This is a genomic window from Burkholderia aenigmatica, from assembly GCF_902499175.1.
GTDB lineage: Bacteria > Pseudomonadota > Gammaproteobacteria > Burkholderiales > Burkholderiaceae > Burkholderia > Burkholderia aenigmatica.
The window spans coordinates 1-15642 of the sequence record NZ_CABVQC010000114.1 but is presented as its reverse complement, the minus strand read 5'-3'; the positions used below and the strand labels follow the sequence as shown (position 1 = coordinate 15642).

19 protein-coding genes and 1 pseudogene are annotated in these 15642 nt (G+C 62.2%); 9 read left to right on the top strand and 11 right to left on the bottom strand.

The genetic code is table 11. The features are described 5' to 3' along the window. Window positions 1–486: 486 nt before the first annotated feature. Window positions 487–900 (top strand): VOC family protein, encoded by a 414-nt coding sequence (locus tag BDO18943_RS41230; protein WP_175026573.1) that lies wholly within the window; start codon window positions 487–489, stop codon window positions 898–900. A gap of 21 nt (window positions 901–921) precedes the next feature. Here BDO18943_RS41230 and BDO18943_RS41225 read toward each other — a convergent pair whose 3' ends face one another. Both BDO18943_RS41225 and sap1 read right to left on the bottom strand, forming a co-directional pair. Then, on the bottom strand, window positions 922–1476 hold the full coding sequence (locus tag BDO18943_RS41225; protein ID WP_039364653.1) for a YaeQ family protein: 555 nt from the start codon (window positions 1474–1476) through the stop codon (window positions 922–924). 189 nt (window positions 1477–1665) lie between these two features. Then, window positions 1666–2013, bottom strand: a complete 348-nt coding sequence (sap1, locus tag BDO18943_RS41220; RefSeq protein WP_027788811.1) for a surface attachment protein Sap1 — start codon at window positions 2011–2013, stop codon at window positions 1666–1668. A gap of 234 nt (window positions 2014–2247) precedes the next feature. On the opposite strand from sap1, the gene BDO18943_RS41215 reads away from it, so the two are divergent. Next, entirely contained in the window at window positions 2248–2514 is a 267-nt protein-coding gene (locus tag BDO18943_RS41215; protein WP_175026572.1) for a hypothetical protein, read from the top strand. Here BDO18943_RS41215 and speG read toward each other — a convergent pair. Beyond that, complete coding sequence (speG, locus tag BDO18943_RS41210; protein ID WP_175026571.1) at window positions 2502–3059, bottom strand: spermidine N1-acetyltransferase; 558 nt, start codon at window positions 3057–3059, stop codon at window positions 2502–2504. The genes BDO18943_RS41215 and speG overlap by 13 nt on opposite strands. A 138-nt stretch (window positions 3060–3197) precedes the next feature. Between speG and BDO18943_RS41205 the strand changes: the two genes are divergently transcribed. The 4 genes from BDO18943_RS41205 (at window position 3198) to BDO18943_RS43025 (ending at window position 5499) form a co-directional block, all read left to right on the top strand. Then, window positions 3198–3368 (top strand): hypothetical protein, encoded by a 171-nt coding sequence (locus tag BDO18943_RS41205; protein WP_014895655.1) that lies wholly within the window; start codon window positions 3198–3200, stop codon window positions 3366–3368. 135 nt (window positions 3369–3503) lie between these two features. Continuing rightward, window positions 3504–3752, top strand: a complete 249-nt coding sequence (locus tag BDO18943_RS41200; protein WP_175026570.1) for a DUF2795 domain-containing protein — start codon at window positions 3504–3506, stop codon at window positions 3750–3752. 109 nt (window positions 3753–3861) lie between these two features. After that, entirely contained in the window at window positions 3862–5220 is a 1359-nt protein-coding gene (locus BDO18943_RS41195; protein WP_175026569.1) for a GGDEF domain-containing protein, read from the top strand. Between the two features lie 150 nt (window positions 5221–5370). Continuing rightward, window positions 5371–5499, top strand: coding sequence for a hypothetical protein (locus tag BDO18943_RS43025; RefSeq protein ID WP_256941070.1), 129 nt, complete (start codon window positions 5371–5373; stop codon window positions 5497–5499). Window positions 5500–5620: 121 nt separating this feature from the next. Here the strand turns inward: BDO18943_RS43025 and BDO18943_RS41190 are convergent, their stop codons facing one another. From BDO18943_RS41190 to BDO18943_RS41180, 3 genes and pseudogenes are all read right to left on the bottom strand, one after another. Further along, window positions 5621–6397, bottom strand: a complete 777-nt coding sequence (locus BDO18943_RS41190; RefSeq protein ID WP_235996325.1) for a hypothetical protein — start codon at window positions 6395–6397, stop codon at window positions 5621–5623. 185 nt (window positions 6398–6582) lie between these two features. Then, on the bottom strand, window positions 6583–7284 hold the full coding sequence (locus BDO18943_RS41185; protein ID WP_175026568.1) for a hypothetical protein: 702 nt from the start codon (window positions 7282–7284) through the stop codon (window positions 6583–6585). Window positions 7285–7381: 97 nt separating this feature from the next. Next, window positions 7382–7861: pseudogene (locus BDO18943_RS41180) on the bottom strand (helix-turn-helix domain-containing protein); the annotation flags it as partial. A 415-nt stretch (window positions 7862–8276) separates the two neighbouring features. Here BDO18943_RS41180 and BDO18943_RS41175 point away from each other — a divergent pair. Continuing rightward, window positions 8277–9494 (top strand): DUF6402 family protein, encoded by a 1218-nt coding sequence (locus BDO18943_RS41175; protein ID WP_175026567.1) that lies wholly within the window; start codon window positions 8277–8279, stop codon window positions 9492–9494. 495 nt (window positions 9495–9989) lie between these two features. On the opposite strand, the gene mnmE is transcribed toward BDO18943_RS41175, so the two are convergent. Then, window positions 9990–11384 (bottom strand): tRNA uridine-5-carboxymethylaminomethyl(34) synthesis GTPase MnmE, encoded by a 1395-nt coding sequence (gene mnmE / locus BDO18943_RS41170; RefSeq protein ID WP_043185201.1) that lies wholly within the window; start codon window positions 11382–11384, stop codon window positions 9990–9992. Window positions 11385–11719: 335 nt separating this feature from the next. On the opposite strand from mnmE, the gene BDO18943_RS41165 reads away from it, so the two are divergent. Beyond that, window positions 11720–12151, top strand: coding sequence for a transcriptional regulator (locus tag BDO18943_RS41165; RefSeq protein WP_043184776.1), 432 nt, complete (start codon window positions 11720–11722; stop codon window positions 12149–12151). Between the two features lie 102 nt (window positions 12152–12253). Here the strand turns inward: BDO18943_RS41165 and yidC are convergent, their stop codons facing one another. The 4 genes from yidC to rpmH form a co-directional block, all read right to left on the bottom strand. After that, window positions 12254–13918: a membrane protein insertase YidC gene (gene yidC, locus BDO18943_RS41160; protein WP_175026566.1), complete on the bottom strand. Its 1665-nt coding sequence runs from the start codon at window positions 13916–13918 to the stop codon at window positions 12254–12256. Window positions 13919–13926: 8 nt separating this feature from the next. Continuing rightward, window positions 13927–14193, bottom strand: a complete 267-nt coding sequence (yidD, locus tag BDO18943_RS41155) for a membrane protein insertion efficiency factor YidD (protein WP_006750110.1) — start codon at window positions 14191–14193, stop codon at window positions 13927–13929. A 75-nt stretch (window positions 14194–14268) separates the two neighbouring features. Further along, window positions 14269–14730, bottom strand: a complete 462-nt coding sequence (gene rnpA, locus BDO18943_RS41150) for a ribonuclease P protein component (protein WP_021157986.1) — start codon at window positions 14728–14730, stop codon at window positions 14269–14271. Window positions 14731–14745: 15 nt separating this feature from the next. Then, entirely contained in the window at window positions 14746–14880 is a 135-nt protein-coding gene (gene rpmH, locus BDO18943_RS41145) for a 50S ribosomal protein L34 (RefSeq protein WP_004198824.1), read from the bottom strand. A gap of 421 nt (window positions 14881–15301) precedes the next feature. Between rpmH and BDO18943_RS41140 the strand changes: the two genes are divergently transcribed. Next, on the top strand, window positions 15302–15642 hold a 341-nt coding region (locus BDO18943_RS41140), incomplete at its 3' end, for a DnaA N-terminal domain-containing protein (RefSeq protein WP_321534244.1).

The window sequence follows — 15642 nt, the reverse complement described above, 5'->3', positions numbered from 1 at the left end:
GCGCGCGACATCTTGCAGAAGGTCATTCGCGCCAACAGTCGCTTAAGTTCCAAACAGAACGGAACACTGCACTAGTGTAGATGGGACCTACTCTAGACATCGGCACGCGCCGTCGCGCCCTGAATCTTGCTCTGTGATTCGCGCCGAATAATCGGGGGCGCATCGATTAAAGATAAATCCGACAAAACACGCGCGCCGGCTGTTTAAGCGCGGTTTTCGTCATCGTCCCGTCACCATTTTGCTGCACTGCAGATGCGACAAATCGCCGTCCTGACGATTTTTTGCATTCGAAATATTGCGTCGCACCATCGCCGTGTGTATAGTTGGAACTGTCTCCTCCATGTCTCCTCCTGATATGGATTAAGCCCGTTCCGCTCCGCGTGAACGGGCTTTTTTTCGTCCGTCGATTGTGCCGCGTTCCGGCCGGCGGCGCAGGCGCGATACGTCTACACTCGATGCTCGTGGACCGCGAAGGAGTGCCTGCCCATGAAACCGACCATCCGCGCGATCGATCACATCGTGCTGCGCGTGACCGACATGGCCGCGATGACGCGTTTTTACTGCGACGCCGTCGGCTGCCATGTGGAAAAGGAACAGCCCGATCTGGGCCTCGTGCAATTGCGCGCCGGCGACGCGCTGATCGACCTGCTGTCGGTCGGCGGCCCGATCGACCGTCCCGACAGCGGCCCGCCCGGCGCGGGACGCAATCTCGATCACCTGTGCCTGCGGGTCGAGCCGTTCGATCCCGACGCGTTGACCGCCCATTTCGCCGCGCATGGCGCACAGCCAGGCGCCCCCGCGGAACGCTACGGCGCCGGCGGCTACGGGCCGTCGATCTACCTGTTCGACCCGGAAGGGAACATGCTCGAATTCAAGGGGCCACCGGCCACGATCGGCTGAACGCGGCCGGCGTGCGGGCCGTCACGCGTCCGCGCGCGCCTTCAGCACCGTCCACTCGACTGCGACCGGATCGTGGTCGGCGCTCGAGATCCACGCGGCGCCGTCCTGCACCGTGCATTGCAGGCGCATCGTGCGCTCCGCGAGTTTGCCGAGCGCGGCTGCAACACCGTCGTTCAGCGACAGCACCTGCACGTTGCGCAGCCGCTCGACCTTGCTGCGCACGCCCTGCCACCAGATATCCGACGTCTTGCCGCCGTACGCGATCACCGTGACCTGCCCGGCTCGGCCGGCCGCCTTCGAGATGCGCCGTTCGTCGGGCTGGCCGGCTTCGATCCAGACGTCGATCGCGCCCGTCAGGTCCTTCTGCCACAGATCGGGCTCGTCGACGTCCGACAGCCCCTTGCAGAATTCGAGCCGCTCGTGCGCGAACAGCGCGAACGCGACGATGCGCACCATCATCCGGTCGTCGGTTTCCGACGGATGGCGCGCCACCGTCAGCGCGTGATCGGCGTAGTAATGCCGATCCATGTCGGCGATTTGCAGTTCAGCTTTGTAGATCGTGGATTTCAGCGCCATGCGGATACGGCCCGGGCGGGCATTCGGTTCGGTCGGGCCGTGATGATACCGAATGCGCGGCGTCCGGCGCGTGTCATGCGCAACCCACAGCGCAACGGCCCGGCATGGGCCGGGCCGTGTTCGGTTCGCGCTGCCGGCCGATCGGGCCGGCGCGCTCGCGCGTCGTGTGACAGCGCGGTGAATGGACGATTATTGCTTGACGAAGCGCGAATCGGTCCAGAGACCCTGCTGGTCGCTGTTGTCGGCGCTGACGAACTGCACGTCGCCCTGGTCGACCGACACCACGCGGAAGCGCTGGCCTTCCGGCACCGACAGGCAACGGTAGTCGTCGAAGTATTGCTGCTTCGCCTGCGACTTGCCGTCACGCTCGTGACTCAGTACGGAGTCCAGATTGTCTTTCGACAGGCAGCCCCATGCGTTCTTCGTCAACTGGATTTCCTGCGTCGGCTTGACGGCCGAATCGCCGCCCGCCTGGGCAATCGACACCGCGCAAAATGCGCCGACGAGGGCAAAAAGGATACCGGTACGCTTCATCATGTTCTGTCTCCAGGCTTGCGGGCACCAGGCTTGGGTTAGCTATGTGTTTAAAGGTGATCGTGAACCCGCGTTTTTCACTTTAGAAGACCGGCAAGCGATAGCAAGCACATTTGTTGTGCGACCGCAATAGCGGCGGATTGTCGCACCCCGTGCGCAGCCCGTCTTTCGCGCCGGGCGCAGGCGTGACGACGCGCGCCGCATGGCGGGCAGGCCCGCGTCGCCGGGCGGAAAGCGTTGCGCAGCAAGACTTTCAGCAAATTTACAATGCGGCGATTGAACGGTTTGGATAATCCATTTCGCCATCCGGATCATTTTGATGCGCCGCACATAAAGTCATCCGAAACGATTCGACTTTACCGCAACGCGGAATCGCATTTACCTGAAACAAGAAAAATGCCAGGTATAAGCGAATCCGTATTTATCCGTACTTCTCCGCATGTATTCAGCGCCCACGAAATCCCCGCCGCAAGCGCCTTTCGTCAGCGTGTTTACCCTGCTTGATTCAAGCCGGGTTGCTGACGCTCGAAATAATCGCGCTGAAAAATGCACATGCGATAAGCGTTGTGATACGCGCCGTTTCCGAAAAATTCTTCCTTCAATTCGGCCTCGTGCTGAAATCCGCATTTCTCGTACACGTGAATCGCCGCCGCATTCGACGTATCGACGATCAGGTACAGCTTGCGCATGTTCAGCACCTTGAATGCGTACTCGATCGCGAGGCGCGTCGCCTGGCCCGCATAGCCGCGCCCCTGGCATTGCGGCGCGATGATGATCTGGAACTCGCCGCGGCGATGGATGTAGTCGAGTTCGATCAGCTCGACGAGGCCGACCAGCTCGCCTTGCGCGTCGACCGCGACGAAACGGCGCTCGCGCTGGTCGTGCACGTGGCGGTCGTACAGTTGTGACAGTTCCGAGAAGGTTTCGTACGGCTCCTCGAACCAGTAGCGCATGATCTTTGCGTCGTTGTTCAGCTCGTGGACGAAGCGCAGGTCCTGGCGCTCCAGCGGCCGCAGCGCGAGCGAGTTGGTATCGTTCTGGAGTTGCATGTTCATGTCCCTTTTGATGCCGGCGCCCGTGCGGCAGGGCCGCATCGGGGCCTGTTCCGCACTGTAAGAAATTGAACGCGGGCGAAGCTCAGAGCCTAGAATGGGAGCAAGGGTTCCTGCCACCGCAAGGAGGCTATCGTGATCGAGCAAGTCATACTCGGAATATTCCTCGTGCTGCCGCTGGTGATCGTAGCGGCGCTGTTCTCCGACGAACTGTGGCAGGAACATCGGCGCCAGCATCCGCGCGACGAAAACGCACCGCACATCGACTGGAAGCATCCGTGGCGCCGCGTGCGACGCGAGCATTGAATCGATCGCCGCCCATCCGCGGGGCGCGCCGGCCCGGCCGCCCTGGCATGTGAACGCGTGACGTACCCCGTCAAGCACCCGAATTCCACCTCGATCCGACTACCACTCAACCCGCTCACTCCGCGAGACACCGCCGTGAACGACCAGCCCGCCCAGCCTCCGCACGACATTCCCAACGAAACGATCGACCTGCAGATCGCCGACGTGCTGGCGGCCGTCCGCTACCCGGCCAACAAGGATGCAATCGTCGATGCCGCACGCGACGCCGGGGCCAGCAATGAAGTGCTGTCGATGCTCGACGGCCTGCCCGAACAGGACTACGCGGACGTCGACGCCGTCACGCACTGGGTCGCCGGCAACTACGGCCCCGGCCTCGGGGTTTGAGCGCGCACCCATAACGCGATAGGATCAGGCCGCACCGGTCGCGTAGCGGCCGGTTGCCTGTCGCCCGGCGCAAGACCGGGCGTGTCCGCCTACGTGCCCGGGGAACTCCATGGAAGGCATCCTGATCCAGCACACGACACGCCGTCAGCTCTGGTTCGGCGCACTGGCGGCACTCGTCATCGTGCTCGCGCTCGGGATCGCCGCGCCGCACGCGAACGTCGCGCTGCCGGCCGTCGAGCCGTTCATGCCGATGTGTGCGCTCACCGTGTTCACTACCGCGAGCATCGCGGCGTTCTTTCTCGGCGCGCAGTTCACCGTGACGCGCCAGCCGGTGCTCGGCGCGCTCGGCGGCGCCTACGCGTTCACCGCACTCGCCGTCGCGCTGCAGCTGCTCACCTTTCCCGGCGTATTCGCGCCGCACGGGCTGCTCGGCGCGCGACCGCAAAGCGCCGCGTGGATGTGGATCTTCTGGCATGCCGGCTTCCCGGGTTTCGTGATGGTCGCGCTGCTCGCCCGCGAGCGGCTGACGCGCGCACCGATCGGCGCGCAGCAGACACGCTGGTGGACGCTCGCGCTGATCGGCGGGCCGGCTGTCGTCGCCGGGCTGCTGTGCCTCGTCACGCTGAACGTGTCGCTGCCGCCTGCGTTTCATCCGCCGGGCGATGCGGCCGTGCTGCCCGTCAGCGGCATCGCGCTGGTCGTGTGGCTGCTCAATGCGCTGGCGCTCGTTGCCGTGCTGGCCACCGGCCGGCTGCGCACGACGCTCGACCTGTGGCTCGCGATCGCGGTGCTCGCATGCCTCACCGACACGACGCTGAACCTGATGAGCACCAATCGCTTCACGGTCGGCTGGTATCTCGCGCGCGTGTTCAGCATGTTCACGCCGGGCGTGCTCGTGTGCGTGCTCGCATGGGAAGTGACGATGCTGTACCAGCGGCTGTTCGAGGCGCACGCGACGCTGATCCGTTCGTCCGCGCGCGATGGGCTGACGGGCGCGTTCAACCGCATGCACTTCAACGATCATTTCCACACGCTGTTCCTGCAGGCGCGACGGCAAGGCGAACCGCTGTCGCTGCTGATGGTCGACGTCGATCGCTTCAAGGCGTACAACGACGCGTTCGGCCACGTAAAGGGCGACGCGTGCCTGATCGCGGTCGCGAATGCGCTCGCCGGCGCGGTGCGGCGGCCCGCGGACATCGTCGCGCGGTACGGTGGCGAGGAGTTCGCGATCGTGCTGCCGAACACGGGTGCGCGCGGCGCGCGGGTGGTCGCCGAGGAAGCGCGCGAAGCGGTGCTGCGGCTCGATCTCGCGATGCCGGCGTCACCTGCCGGACGCGTGAGCGTGAGCGTCGGCTGCGCGACCGTGTCGGCCGACGATCTCTCGACGCCCGATGCGTTGATCGAAGCCGCCGATGCCGCGCTGTATCGTGCGAAGGATACGGGGCGAAACAGGGTCGTCACCGCCTGAAAACGTCTGCTGTTTGGGAATTTGTTACGGTCATTGTGACCGGAATAATCCGCCGTTACGGATTGCGGATCAGGGATACGATCGCTTACAGCCGGTGTTGCGGGCGCTCGCTATGCTGGGTTTCATATCGAATCCGAGCAGGTGAACGCGATGAAGAAAACCCTTTTGCTGATCGCAGGCGTCGCTGTCTTGCTGAGCGGCTGTATCGTCGTGCCGGATGGCGGCGGTTACTACGGTGGTGGCGGCTATTACCACCATCATCATCGGGACTGGGATTGATGTCGTGACGCGCGGGACGCTTCGGCCGACGGACGGCTGAAGCGTCGTCGCGAGCGTGCGATTCGCCTGCATCGGCGGCCGTGCCGCACGATGCAGGATCGACGCACCGAACCGCAAATGATCAGGCCGGGCGGGTCAGCTCGGCATGCATCAGAAATACCTGCAGCGCAGCGAGCGTTTCGTAGTGAAGGCGTTCGAGCCGCGCATCCTTTTTCGCTTCCGCGACCAGATTGCCTCGCCCATCCCGCTTGTACGGCTCACCCAGCAGTTCGGCCATGTCGAACTGATAGTAGGTACGGTCGCCATACGGCCGCTTGCCGTCGATATAGGGCATCGGCCAGAAATCCCCTTCGCCCAGCACGTCCTCGATCGCTTCCGAATCGACCGTCCTCCAGTTCGCGCCCCTCAGCACGGCGAGATGCGCGGCGCGAAACTGGAAACGGCCCGACGCATCGACACCGCTTTCCTTGAACGCGAACAGTTTGCGCAGCACCGGCGGGATCGTGTACTGCCCCGGTGCAAGCGTGCCGGCCCCCGCCACGAACTGCGGCACGAGCCGACCGAGTTCGGCCAGCGTGCGGATGGCGAGCGCATCGTCGTCGGTTTTGAGTGCCGCCTTCGCCAGCGCGATCGGCGGCCCTTCACCCATCAGCGGCTGCGACGGATCGATACCGGGCGCACCGGATTCGACGGGCACCCACATCACGCGAAGCTGGTTCATCAGCGCGACGTGACGCGCGGCCAGGTCGGGACGTGCAGCACCGTCGGCGAAAACGGCGCGGATGATCGCGTCGCGGTCGATTGATTGCGGCGGGGTGGGCGCACCCGATGCCGCATGGGCGGCCAACACCGGGAGCACGGGAAGGGTGGCAAGGAAGTGGCGGCGGGACAAGGGCATGGTTGGCGGTCGTGCGAGAAAACAGGATCGGTTGGCTCGCCCCGACGCTCGGCACCGCACGTTGCCCGATGGCGATCACGCGGCGCGGATACGCTCGTCAGGCAAGCCCGACCTCGTCGAGTGGCGGCTCGTTCGGCCGAGGCAATGTAGCACCCGGTGCGACGACGAGCCATCTGGCAACACTGTCAGGCGGCGACGGACGAGCCTTCCGCCGAAGGAGACAGATTCCGGACGACGAGGCGGTCGACCTCGGCTTGTGCCTTCGCAATTTTCGCGTCGGCCGCGACGATGCTCTTCTGGTGGCTGTAGCGCGCGAACAGAATCGAACCGAGTATCACGAGAACGAAGACGACATTGGTCACGGCCGTCGTATCGTCTGCGAACCTGCCGGCCACGGTGCCGATGATCGCGCCGCCCATCACGCCGAACACGGCACCGAATATGCCATTGCCGATCCAGCTCTTCGACGGATATTTGAGCCGCGCGAGATTGAGTGCGGAAACGGCATCCACGACGCCCACCACCTCGCCACGTACGGCCCGGAGTTGGGTCTCGACGACGTCCACCAGGTGCCGGGCGCGCTCCTTATCCGATGAGGTGAGCACGCCGGCGTTGTAATAGGCCAGCAGGATGCGTTCCGATTCATTCCACTCGGCATCCAGATCGATCGAAATCAGGCCTTTTTCCTTCAGATAGTCCCACCCGACTTTGGCGTCGTTGAGCTCGATATAAGCGCCGTGCGATGCGCAACACTCGAGGACCGCCAATGCCCGGCGTAACGCAAGATCCAACGCGATGCGGTCATTCGCTTTCGAATGCTGGTTTTTCGTCAGGTCGACGGTCGAGTTGCTCGTCGACTGATTGCGCTTTCCAAATCCGAATCCCATGCGTGCCCTCTCTTTGTTTTGACGCCGGGATTTGTTATGTCGAGATTGCCCGGCCGGACGATTTTACGACAGGCCGGGTGAGGCGAACGGGAGAGCGAATGTCGCGAACCTTGTCGACGAACAGCGGATCGCTCGAGAGTTTGAAGGTTTCCTGCCGATGTGGCTGCAGGCCGAAGGCTCGCCAGATTCGCGACACCGCAGTTTGCGAAAGGCTCATCTCCCGAGCCATCGTGCGCGTACTCCAGTGCGTCGCTCCTTTGGGTACGGACTCCAGCGTCTTCGCGATAGCGGCATCGACACGCACGTCGTCGATCGATCTGGGTGCCCCAGGCCGCGGCGCGTCGAGCAGACCATCCAGCCGATGCGTCACGTAGCGCCCACGCCACTTCGAGACGGTTTGCTGGGTGACCCGCAGTTTCGCCGCGACCGTCTTGTTGTCGGTACCCTCGGCGCAGGCCAGCACGATCCGTGCTCGCAATGCCAACGCCTGCGCCGTCTTGCGGCACATCGTCAGCGCCGTGAGCTGCTCGCGTTCCGCTTCGCTCAACATGAGTTCCGCCTTGGGTCTTCCGCTCATCGCCGCCTCTTCGCGTCCGTGGCATTCACTACACGGTACTACAGGCAACAATTTGTTCAACGAATTTCTAACTCACGACATTAGTGAGGAGCAGATCTCCTCTGATCACGCTCTCACAACCCCACGAGTACCCGTCTCCTCGAGTTCGTGGTTATCGTGCGAGCTGGCGCCGAACCCAACCGCCTCGCCAAGAAAATTCAAAAAATCGCACCTCCTTTGGGTATCAACATACATATCGACAACCCCACGATTCCAGCGCATTTAGATGCGCCATGAAAAATCCAAGAATATTTGATCCGAGACCCAATCACTCTGACAACCATTTCGTACTAGTCCGATTGATTACCCAGGTATGACCACGCTAGCGTAACAAGCATCGCGCATACCGCTCAACACCACCGGATCTAAAGTACAGATGCCACCAAGCAAAGAAAAAATCCCATATTTCACAATAAATAAAATTTTTTGGAAATGGAAACTTCATGACGGCGCAGATGGATGCAAGATTGTTCCAAATATCGCGCTATCCATGGATAACCCAGCACCACCGCTTCCGATACAACAAAAACCGAAGGTGGCCGAACCCGAACATACCTCCGCCGCCGCCAAGCGCGATTCGCTTGACAAAATGGTCGATGACTTGGAAAGGGCCGGCAAGGCGCTGGCCCGCTTTCAAGCATGGCTCAATGCCCCCGCCCCTCCAAAGCCAGCTATTGTAAAGCTGAAAAAGGACGATTCCGTACCATCGTTCGATATACAAGATATTCCCGCAGCAATGCGCAAGATATACCTCCCGATATCCGCTACACTTATGGAGCGATGGTTTTCTGGAAAATTAAATTATTCGCGCACCTCTTCGGATGAATCATCAGAAGTCAATCAAGATGGAAAACCATACCCTTCCGATATGTACGACATGTCCACCATTAAACTGGATTGGGTACTGCGCTTCCCTCGGGCCAAGCGGCAACTAGACCATCTTATTAATGAAATGATTCGTTCGCCAAAATCCAGAGCCCTGCTTTACAAGCAGCTGACCCCGTACAAAGACTGCGCAGCGAGGCTCTACACCGATGACATATGCGGGAATGATCTTCGCGACCTGCACCGAAGATTTCAATTTCAATACTCATACGTAGACAGCACGCTTGGGCAAAAAATTGGAACTCAACTGGATGCACAACTTCGCAATAACGGTGTGCCTGACGATCTATCCGGCGCACTCGGTTCCTTCAATATATATGCGGCGCTCGGAAGCGCGCGCTTCTCGTGGGACGTAGACTCACACCGAACAACAGCCGAAGTGACCGGGGTGTGGGTGTATGTGAAAGACAACTATACATTTACCGACAAATCCGGTGAGCGATCTCAATATTTAGGGCATTGGAGCAGCGACGGCGTCATCGTAGTCCCATATAGCGCGATCGCTGCATTCTCGAACTCCGAGTATGTTCCATATGTCAAATACGCCGTCGCCAGTGGTAATTCGCTCATCAAAGGGAACGTCTACTACCCGGTAGAGAAAATCGATTTTCGAAGATGGTCCGAAATACATAACAGGGGTGGCGATTTTGTTATTTATTCTGATAAGAAATATATTCCAATCTCCCCTCCGATAGAAATATCACTATAATCAAATCCAACCACAACCCATGAAGATTCCTTTGAAAATTGCTTATACACTGCTCATCGCGGCACTGATTGGCATTTTTATCTTTGACCGAACACCCAAGGGGGAAGAGTGTAGAAAATCGATATCTCCTGATGGAATATATCTCGCCAATCTGTGCCTTCTAGCTTGGGTTCCAGGCGGAAATTCCCAGTACGTTGGCCGCGTATTCCGCGCACAAACCGGGAGATTGATAGCTCAGCACACATTCAGCACACCGCCCCCCGAAATTTCGTGGAATAGTTATGGCGATGTCTACGTATCCTTTTCAAAAGGTGACGGCGGAGATGGCTCTGTATATATATCGCTGCCGCCATCGTTCATCGATCGGCTGCTAGCGACACGTCCTCACCTGTAAAACCGCCGTGCCAATCTGGTTGGCAGTCGTCACGCGGATGCTGGTATGCTCTATTGCCGGGAAATGGCTGCGTCATTCCCGGCGCGCAATCCTTTTCGCTTCTATTTCCCGATACAGAACCTGCTGAAAATCACCCCCAGCAGATCATCCGAAGTGAACTCCCCGGTAATCGCATTGAGCTGTTCCTGCGCGAGCCGCAGTTCCTCGGCAAACAGATCGAGCGACTGCGCCCTTTGCTCCGCGTGATCCGCCGCCTGCGCGAGATGCTCCTGCGCGGCCCGCAGCGCGATCAGATGCCGCTCGCGCGCGAGATACACGCCTTCCGCCCCGGCCTGCCACCCCGCGATCCGCAGCAGCTCCGCACGCAGCATGTCGATCCCGTCGCCGCGCTTCGCCGACAGATGCACCTCGGTCAGATCGCCTTCCGCCGCCGGATGCTCGACACACGCCGCCACACCGGTCAGATCCGTCTTGTTCAGCACACGCACCACCGGCACGCCGCCCGGAAACCGCGCCGCGATCGTCTCGTCGTCCGCCGTCATCCCGATGCGCGAATCCAGCAGATGCAGCACGACATCCGCACGCTCGATCTCGCTCCATGTGCGCGCGATACCGATCCGCTCGACCTCGTCCTCGGTCTCGCGCAACCCGGCCGTATCGATGATGTGCAGCGGAATCCCTTCGACCTGGATCGTCTGCGCAACCTTGTCGCGCGTCGTGCCCGCAATCGGCGTGACGATCGCGAGCTCCGCGCCGGCCAGCGCATTCAGCAGCGACGACTTGCCGACGTTCGGCTGCCCCGCGAGCACGACCGACAAGCCTTCGCGCAGCAGCGCCCCCTGCCGCGCATCACCCAGCACGTGCGCGAGCTGCGCGCGAATCTTCGCGAGCTTGCCGCGCGCGTCGGCGGCTTCCAGGAAATCGATCTCTTCTTCCGGAAAATCGAGCGTTGCCTCGACCAGCATGCGCAGCGTGATCACGTCTTCGACGAGCGCATGGATCTGCCGTGAGAACGCGCCGTCGAGCGAACGCCCGGCCGAGCGCGCCGCGGCTTCGGTGCTCGCTTCGATCAAATCGGCAACGGCCTCGGCCTGCGCAAGATCGAGCTTGTCGTTCAGAAACGCGCGCCGCGTGAATTCGCCAGGCTCCGCGAGCCGCAGCCCGAAACCACGCCCCGCATCGAGGCAGCGCTGCAGCAGCAGCTGCATCACGATCGGCCCGCCGTGCCCCTGCAGCTCGAGCACGTGCTCGCCGGTGTACGAATGCGGCGCCGGGAAATACAGCGCGATCCCGCGGTCGAGCGGCGCGCCGTGCTCATCGAGGAACGGCACGTAGCTCGCATGGCGCGGGGCGAGCTTCTGCCCGCACAACGCGTCGATCAACGGCAACGCGGCCGCCTCGCCGCCGCGCCCGAACGACACGCGGACGACCCCGATGCCACCCCGGCCGGCAGCAGTGGCAATGGCGACGATCGGATCGGAATCGGTAGCGAGCATGGGAATCGGATGAATCGGGTGAACAGTGAATATGGTGCGCCCGCGCAACAGTTCGGGCATCGGAACGCCGGCATTGTAGCGTGCCGGCACACACGCCACAGGCCGCCGCGCAGGATTCGGACACGCCTGAATTTATCCCATCGGGGATAAGCCAAGTATCAGCCCAGCGCAATGTCCCAGCCACCGCTTCGGACGAGTATGCGTGCTGGAGCGGCCCAACACTGCGGCCCTCAATTCCACCTCCACCCCGGGCAAGACCGGGATTCGTCTGAACGAGATACGTTTATCCTGAATGGTTGTCTGAGAGGCGGCGGTGGAATTGCACAATCTCCCCCATGCCGACATCCGAAGAAAAAGCCGCGTTCTCGGAACGCCTGAAATTCGCCCTGCGGCGCAGCCCGGAGAAGGTGACCGGTGCGACTGAGCTGGCGAACCGATTCAATCTGCGCCACCGCGGCGCGCAGCCCGTTTCGCCGCAAACCGCGCACAAATGGCTGACGGGCCGCACGATTCCGACGTCGGACAAACTCGCCACGCTTGCCGAATGGCTGCGCGTCGAACTCCACTGGCTGCATTACGGCCCGTCGCCGAGCGTGATCGAGCATCCGACACCGCAACCGCTGCCGCGCGACGAACGCTATCCGCCGACGCCCGAGACGATCGAACTCGCGTCGAAGATCGAAGCGTTGTCGCCCCATCATCGCTATCTCGTGCAGGAGCTGGTCGAACAGTTCTACGGCGACTCGGGCGAAGCGAAGAAGGGCTGAGCCCACACCGGGCGCGCCAAAAGCAAAAAGCCGCATGGGCTAACCATGCGGCTTTTTTTGCGTGCATCGCGGGCGGCTCGCCGCCCACGGGTGCAACGGGCGTCAGGCCGGCTTCTTCTTGACTCCGCCGAACTTGCGCGTGATGTAGTACTGCTGCGTGATCGACAGCACGTTGTTCACGACGTAGTACAGCACGAGGCCGGCCGGGAAGAAGAAGAACATCACCGAGAACGCGATCGGCATGAACTTCATCATCTTCGCCTGGACCGGGTCCGGCGGGGTCGGGTTCAGGCTCGTCTGCACGTACATCGAGACGGCCATCAGCACCGGCAGGATGAAGAACGGATCGCGCTGCGACAGGTCGTGAATCCACAGAACCCACGGCGCACCGCGCATTTCGACCGACGCGAGCAGCACCCAGTACAGCGAGATGAACACCGGGATCTGGATCACGACCGGCAGGCAGCCGCCGAACGGATTGACCTTCTCGGTCTTGTACAGCTCCATCAGCGCGGCGTTCATCTTCTGCGGATCGCTCTTGAAGCGTTCGCGCAGCGCCTGCATGCGCGGCGTGATTTCCTTCATGCGCGCCATCGACTTGTAGCTCGCGGCCGACAGCGGGAAGAACACGGCCTTGATCAGGATCGTCAGCAGCACGATCGACCAGCCCCAGTTGCCGATGTAGCTGTGGATCTTCTCGAGCAGCCAGAACAGCGGCTTCGCGATGATCGTCACCCAGCCGTAGTCCTTCACGAGTTCCAGGCCAGGCGCGATGCCTTCGAGCATGCGCTCTTCTTCCGGACCGGCGAACAGGCGTGCCTGCACGTCGGCCGACTGGCCCGGTGCGATCGCGGCGACCGGCTGCTTCACGCCGACGCGGTACAGCGTCGGATCGATCTTTTCAGCGTAGATGTCGCGCTTCACGCCCTGCTGCGGAATCCAGGCAGACGCGAAGTAGTGCTGCACCATCGCGACCCAGCCGTTGTCGGCAGAGGTCACGTAGTCGGCCTTGTTCTTGTCGAGGTCGCTGAAGTTGATCTTCTGGAAGTGCTTCGCGTCCGTGTAGACCGCCGGCCCAAGGAACGTGTGCGAGAACATCGGCGTTTCGACGGCCGTGTTGTCGCGGACGAGTTCCATGTAGACCGTCGGCGTGACCGGTGCCGTGCCGACGTTGTCGATCTTGGTGTCGACGCCGATCACGTAGCTGCCGCGCGTGAACGTGTAGGTCTTCACGACCTTCACGCCACCCTTCACCGGCGACTCGAACGACAGCTTCAGCGCGTTCTGGTCACCCGTCAGCGACGTCGTGCCCGGGTTCAGCTGCGTGTAGACGTCGTTGTGGTTCGGGAAATCGCCGCCGAGCAGGCCCGAGCGTGCGAGATACGTGTGGCCGGCCGTGTGGTCGAACAGCGTGATGTACAGGTCGGGCTGCTTGCCGTCGCCCTGCTTCTTCAGCGTCAGCTTCGCGAGCGTGCCGCCGCGCGTGTCGATTTCGCCGTCATACACGTCGGTCGAGAACTTCACGAGCTGCGCCTGGGCGGCCGGTGCCGTCGTCGACGGTGCGGCGCCAGCTGCGGCGGCAGGCACTTCACCTGCCGTCGTCGTCGCGCCCGTGCCCGATGCACCGCCGGCAGCGGCCGCGGGGGCCGTCTGCGTGGCACTCGGGAAGAACATCGACGGGCGTCCATGGGACCGCTGCCAGTTGTCGTACAGCATGACAGCTGACATGAAGAAGATCACCCATAGGACGGTGCGTTTGATATCCATGCGTTGTCTCAGAGTCGATGGGACCGCGCGTCGGCTTCGCCGCGAGCGCGAGTGTCGGAGTTGGGCGGCGGGACGAGGTCGATGCCGCCCGCGGAAAACGGATGGCATCGGCACACGCGCCTGACGGCGAGATACGTGCCGCGCGCGGCGCCATGATACTGGATTGCCTCGCGCGCGTAATCCGAACAGGAAGGATAAAAACGGCAACGGTTGCCGAGCATAGGGCTCACGGCAACCTTGTAGAAGCGCAGCAAGGCGATCAATACCGTTTCCATACCTTGGGCGGCGCCGTACGACGCCGCGTCAAAACCGGCCGGGCAGGCGCGAACGCCGCACCGCGGACGGATGCGTCACTCGGACGCGGGCTTCGACGCACGGCGGGCGATCTCCCGGACTGCCCTGTCGAGCAGTTCGCGAATCTCGGCCGCGCACATCGCCGCGAGCGGGGCGGAAGCCGCGCTCGGCAGCGCTTTCTTGTCGAAGCGCGTGTGCTGCCGCAGCAGCAGGTCGTAACCGGCGAATTCGGCCCGGCGCAAGCGAAATGCATCGCGCGCCAGCCGCTTCACAAGGTTACGGGTTACCGCACGCGGCGCATACTTCTTGCCGACGACGAGCCCCAAACGCGCGGGCTGACCGGTCGGCTTGCCGTAAATCACGAAGTGCGCGGAGCGCCGCCAAGGACGCAAACGAAAAACGGATGAAAATTCATCCGTTTTCAGAAGTCGCGCAGCTTTCGGGAAGGCGGCTTTCGTCTGCGACGGATTCGCACCCGGCTCGACGGCACCTTCCGCAGGACTGCGGACGGCGGACACAGCGCGCAACCTGCCTTAGATGGCGAGGCGCTTGCGGCCCTTCGCGCGGCGAGCGTTGATGACCTTGCGGCCACCTGCCGTCTTCATACGGACACGGAAGCCATGGGTGCGCTTGCGGCGCGTCACGGACGGTTGGTAAGTACGTTTCATGATGTTCTCACTTGTTCGAGAATGTCGACATTCAGGGGACCGCGTGCCCTTAACCGGAGGCATTCGGGCGAACGCAATCACCGGGAATACAGGATTGGTTTTCGCGGAACCCGCTATTTAAACCGTTTTTCTGTTGACGGTCAATACTTTAGGAGTCGATCGCCTGTGCCCGCCCTGTGCGATCCGGCCCCGCGCCCCACAATCCCGGCCTGTGGATAACTCGCGCTGTGGTCGCGTTTGGCGGTAGAATCTCGCCTTATCTCCAAGAATCCCGCACGCCGCTTCGGCCCGCGCCTGCCCCTCCACGACTGTGACGCAGGCGTCCGAGGCACGCTCGCACGACCGCTTCGGGCCTTGTTGCGCTACCGCGACAAGGGCGCCGGCGAGCCGCGCTGTGCACGCAAAAAACGACAGTTACTTGATGAACGATTTCTGGCAACACTGTTCCGCACTGCTGGAGCGCGAGCTGACGCCCCAGCAGTACGTGACGTGGATCAAACCCCTGGCCCCGGTGGCCTTCGATGCGTCGGCGAACACGCTGTCCATCGCCGCGCCGAACCGTTTCAAGCTGGACTGGGTCAAGAGCCAGTTTTCGGGACGGATCTCCGATCTGGCCCGCGAATTCTGGAGCGCGCCGATCGAAGTCCAGTTCGTCCTCGATCCGAAGGCCGGCATGCGCAGCGCCGCCGCGACCGGCGCCGCACCGGCTGCCTCCCGCGCGCCGCTGGCCCCGAGCGGCCCGGCCGCGACGGTCGCCGCGAT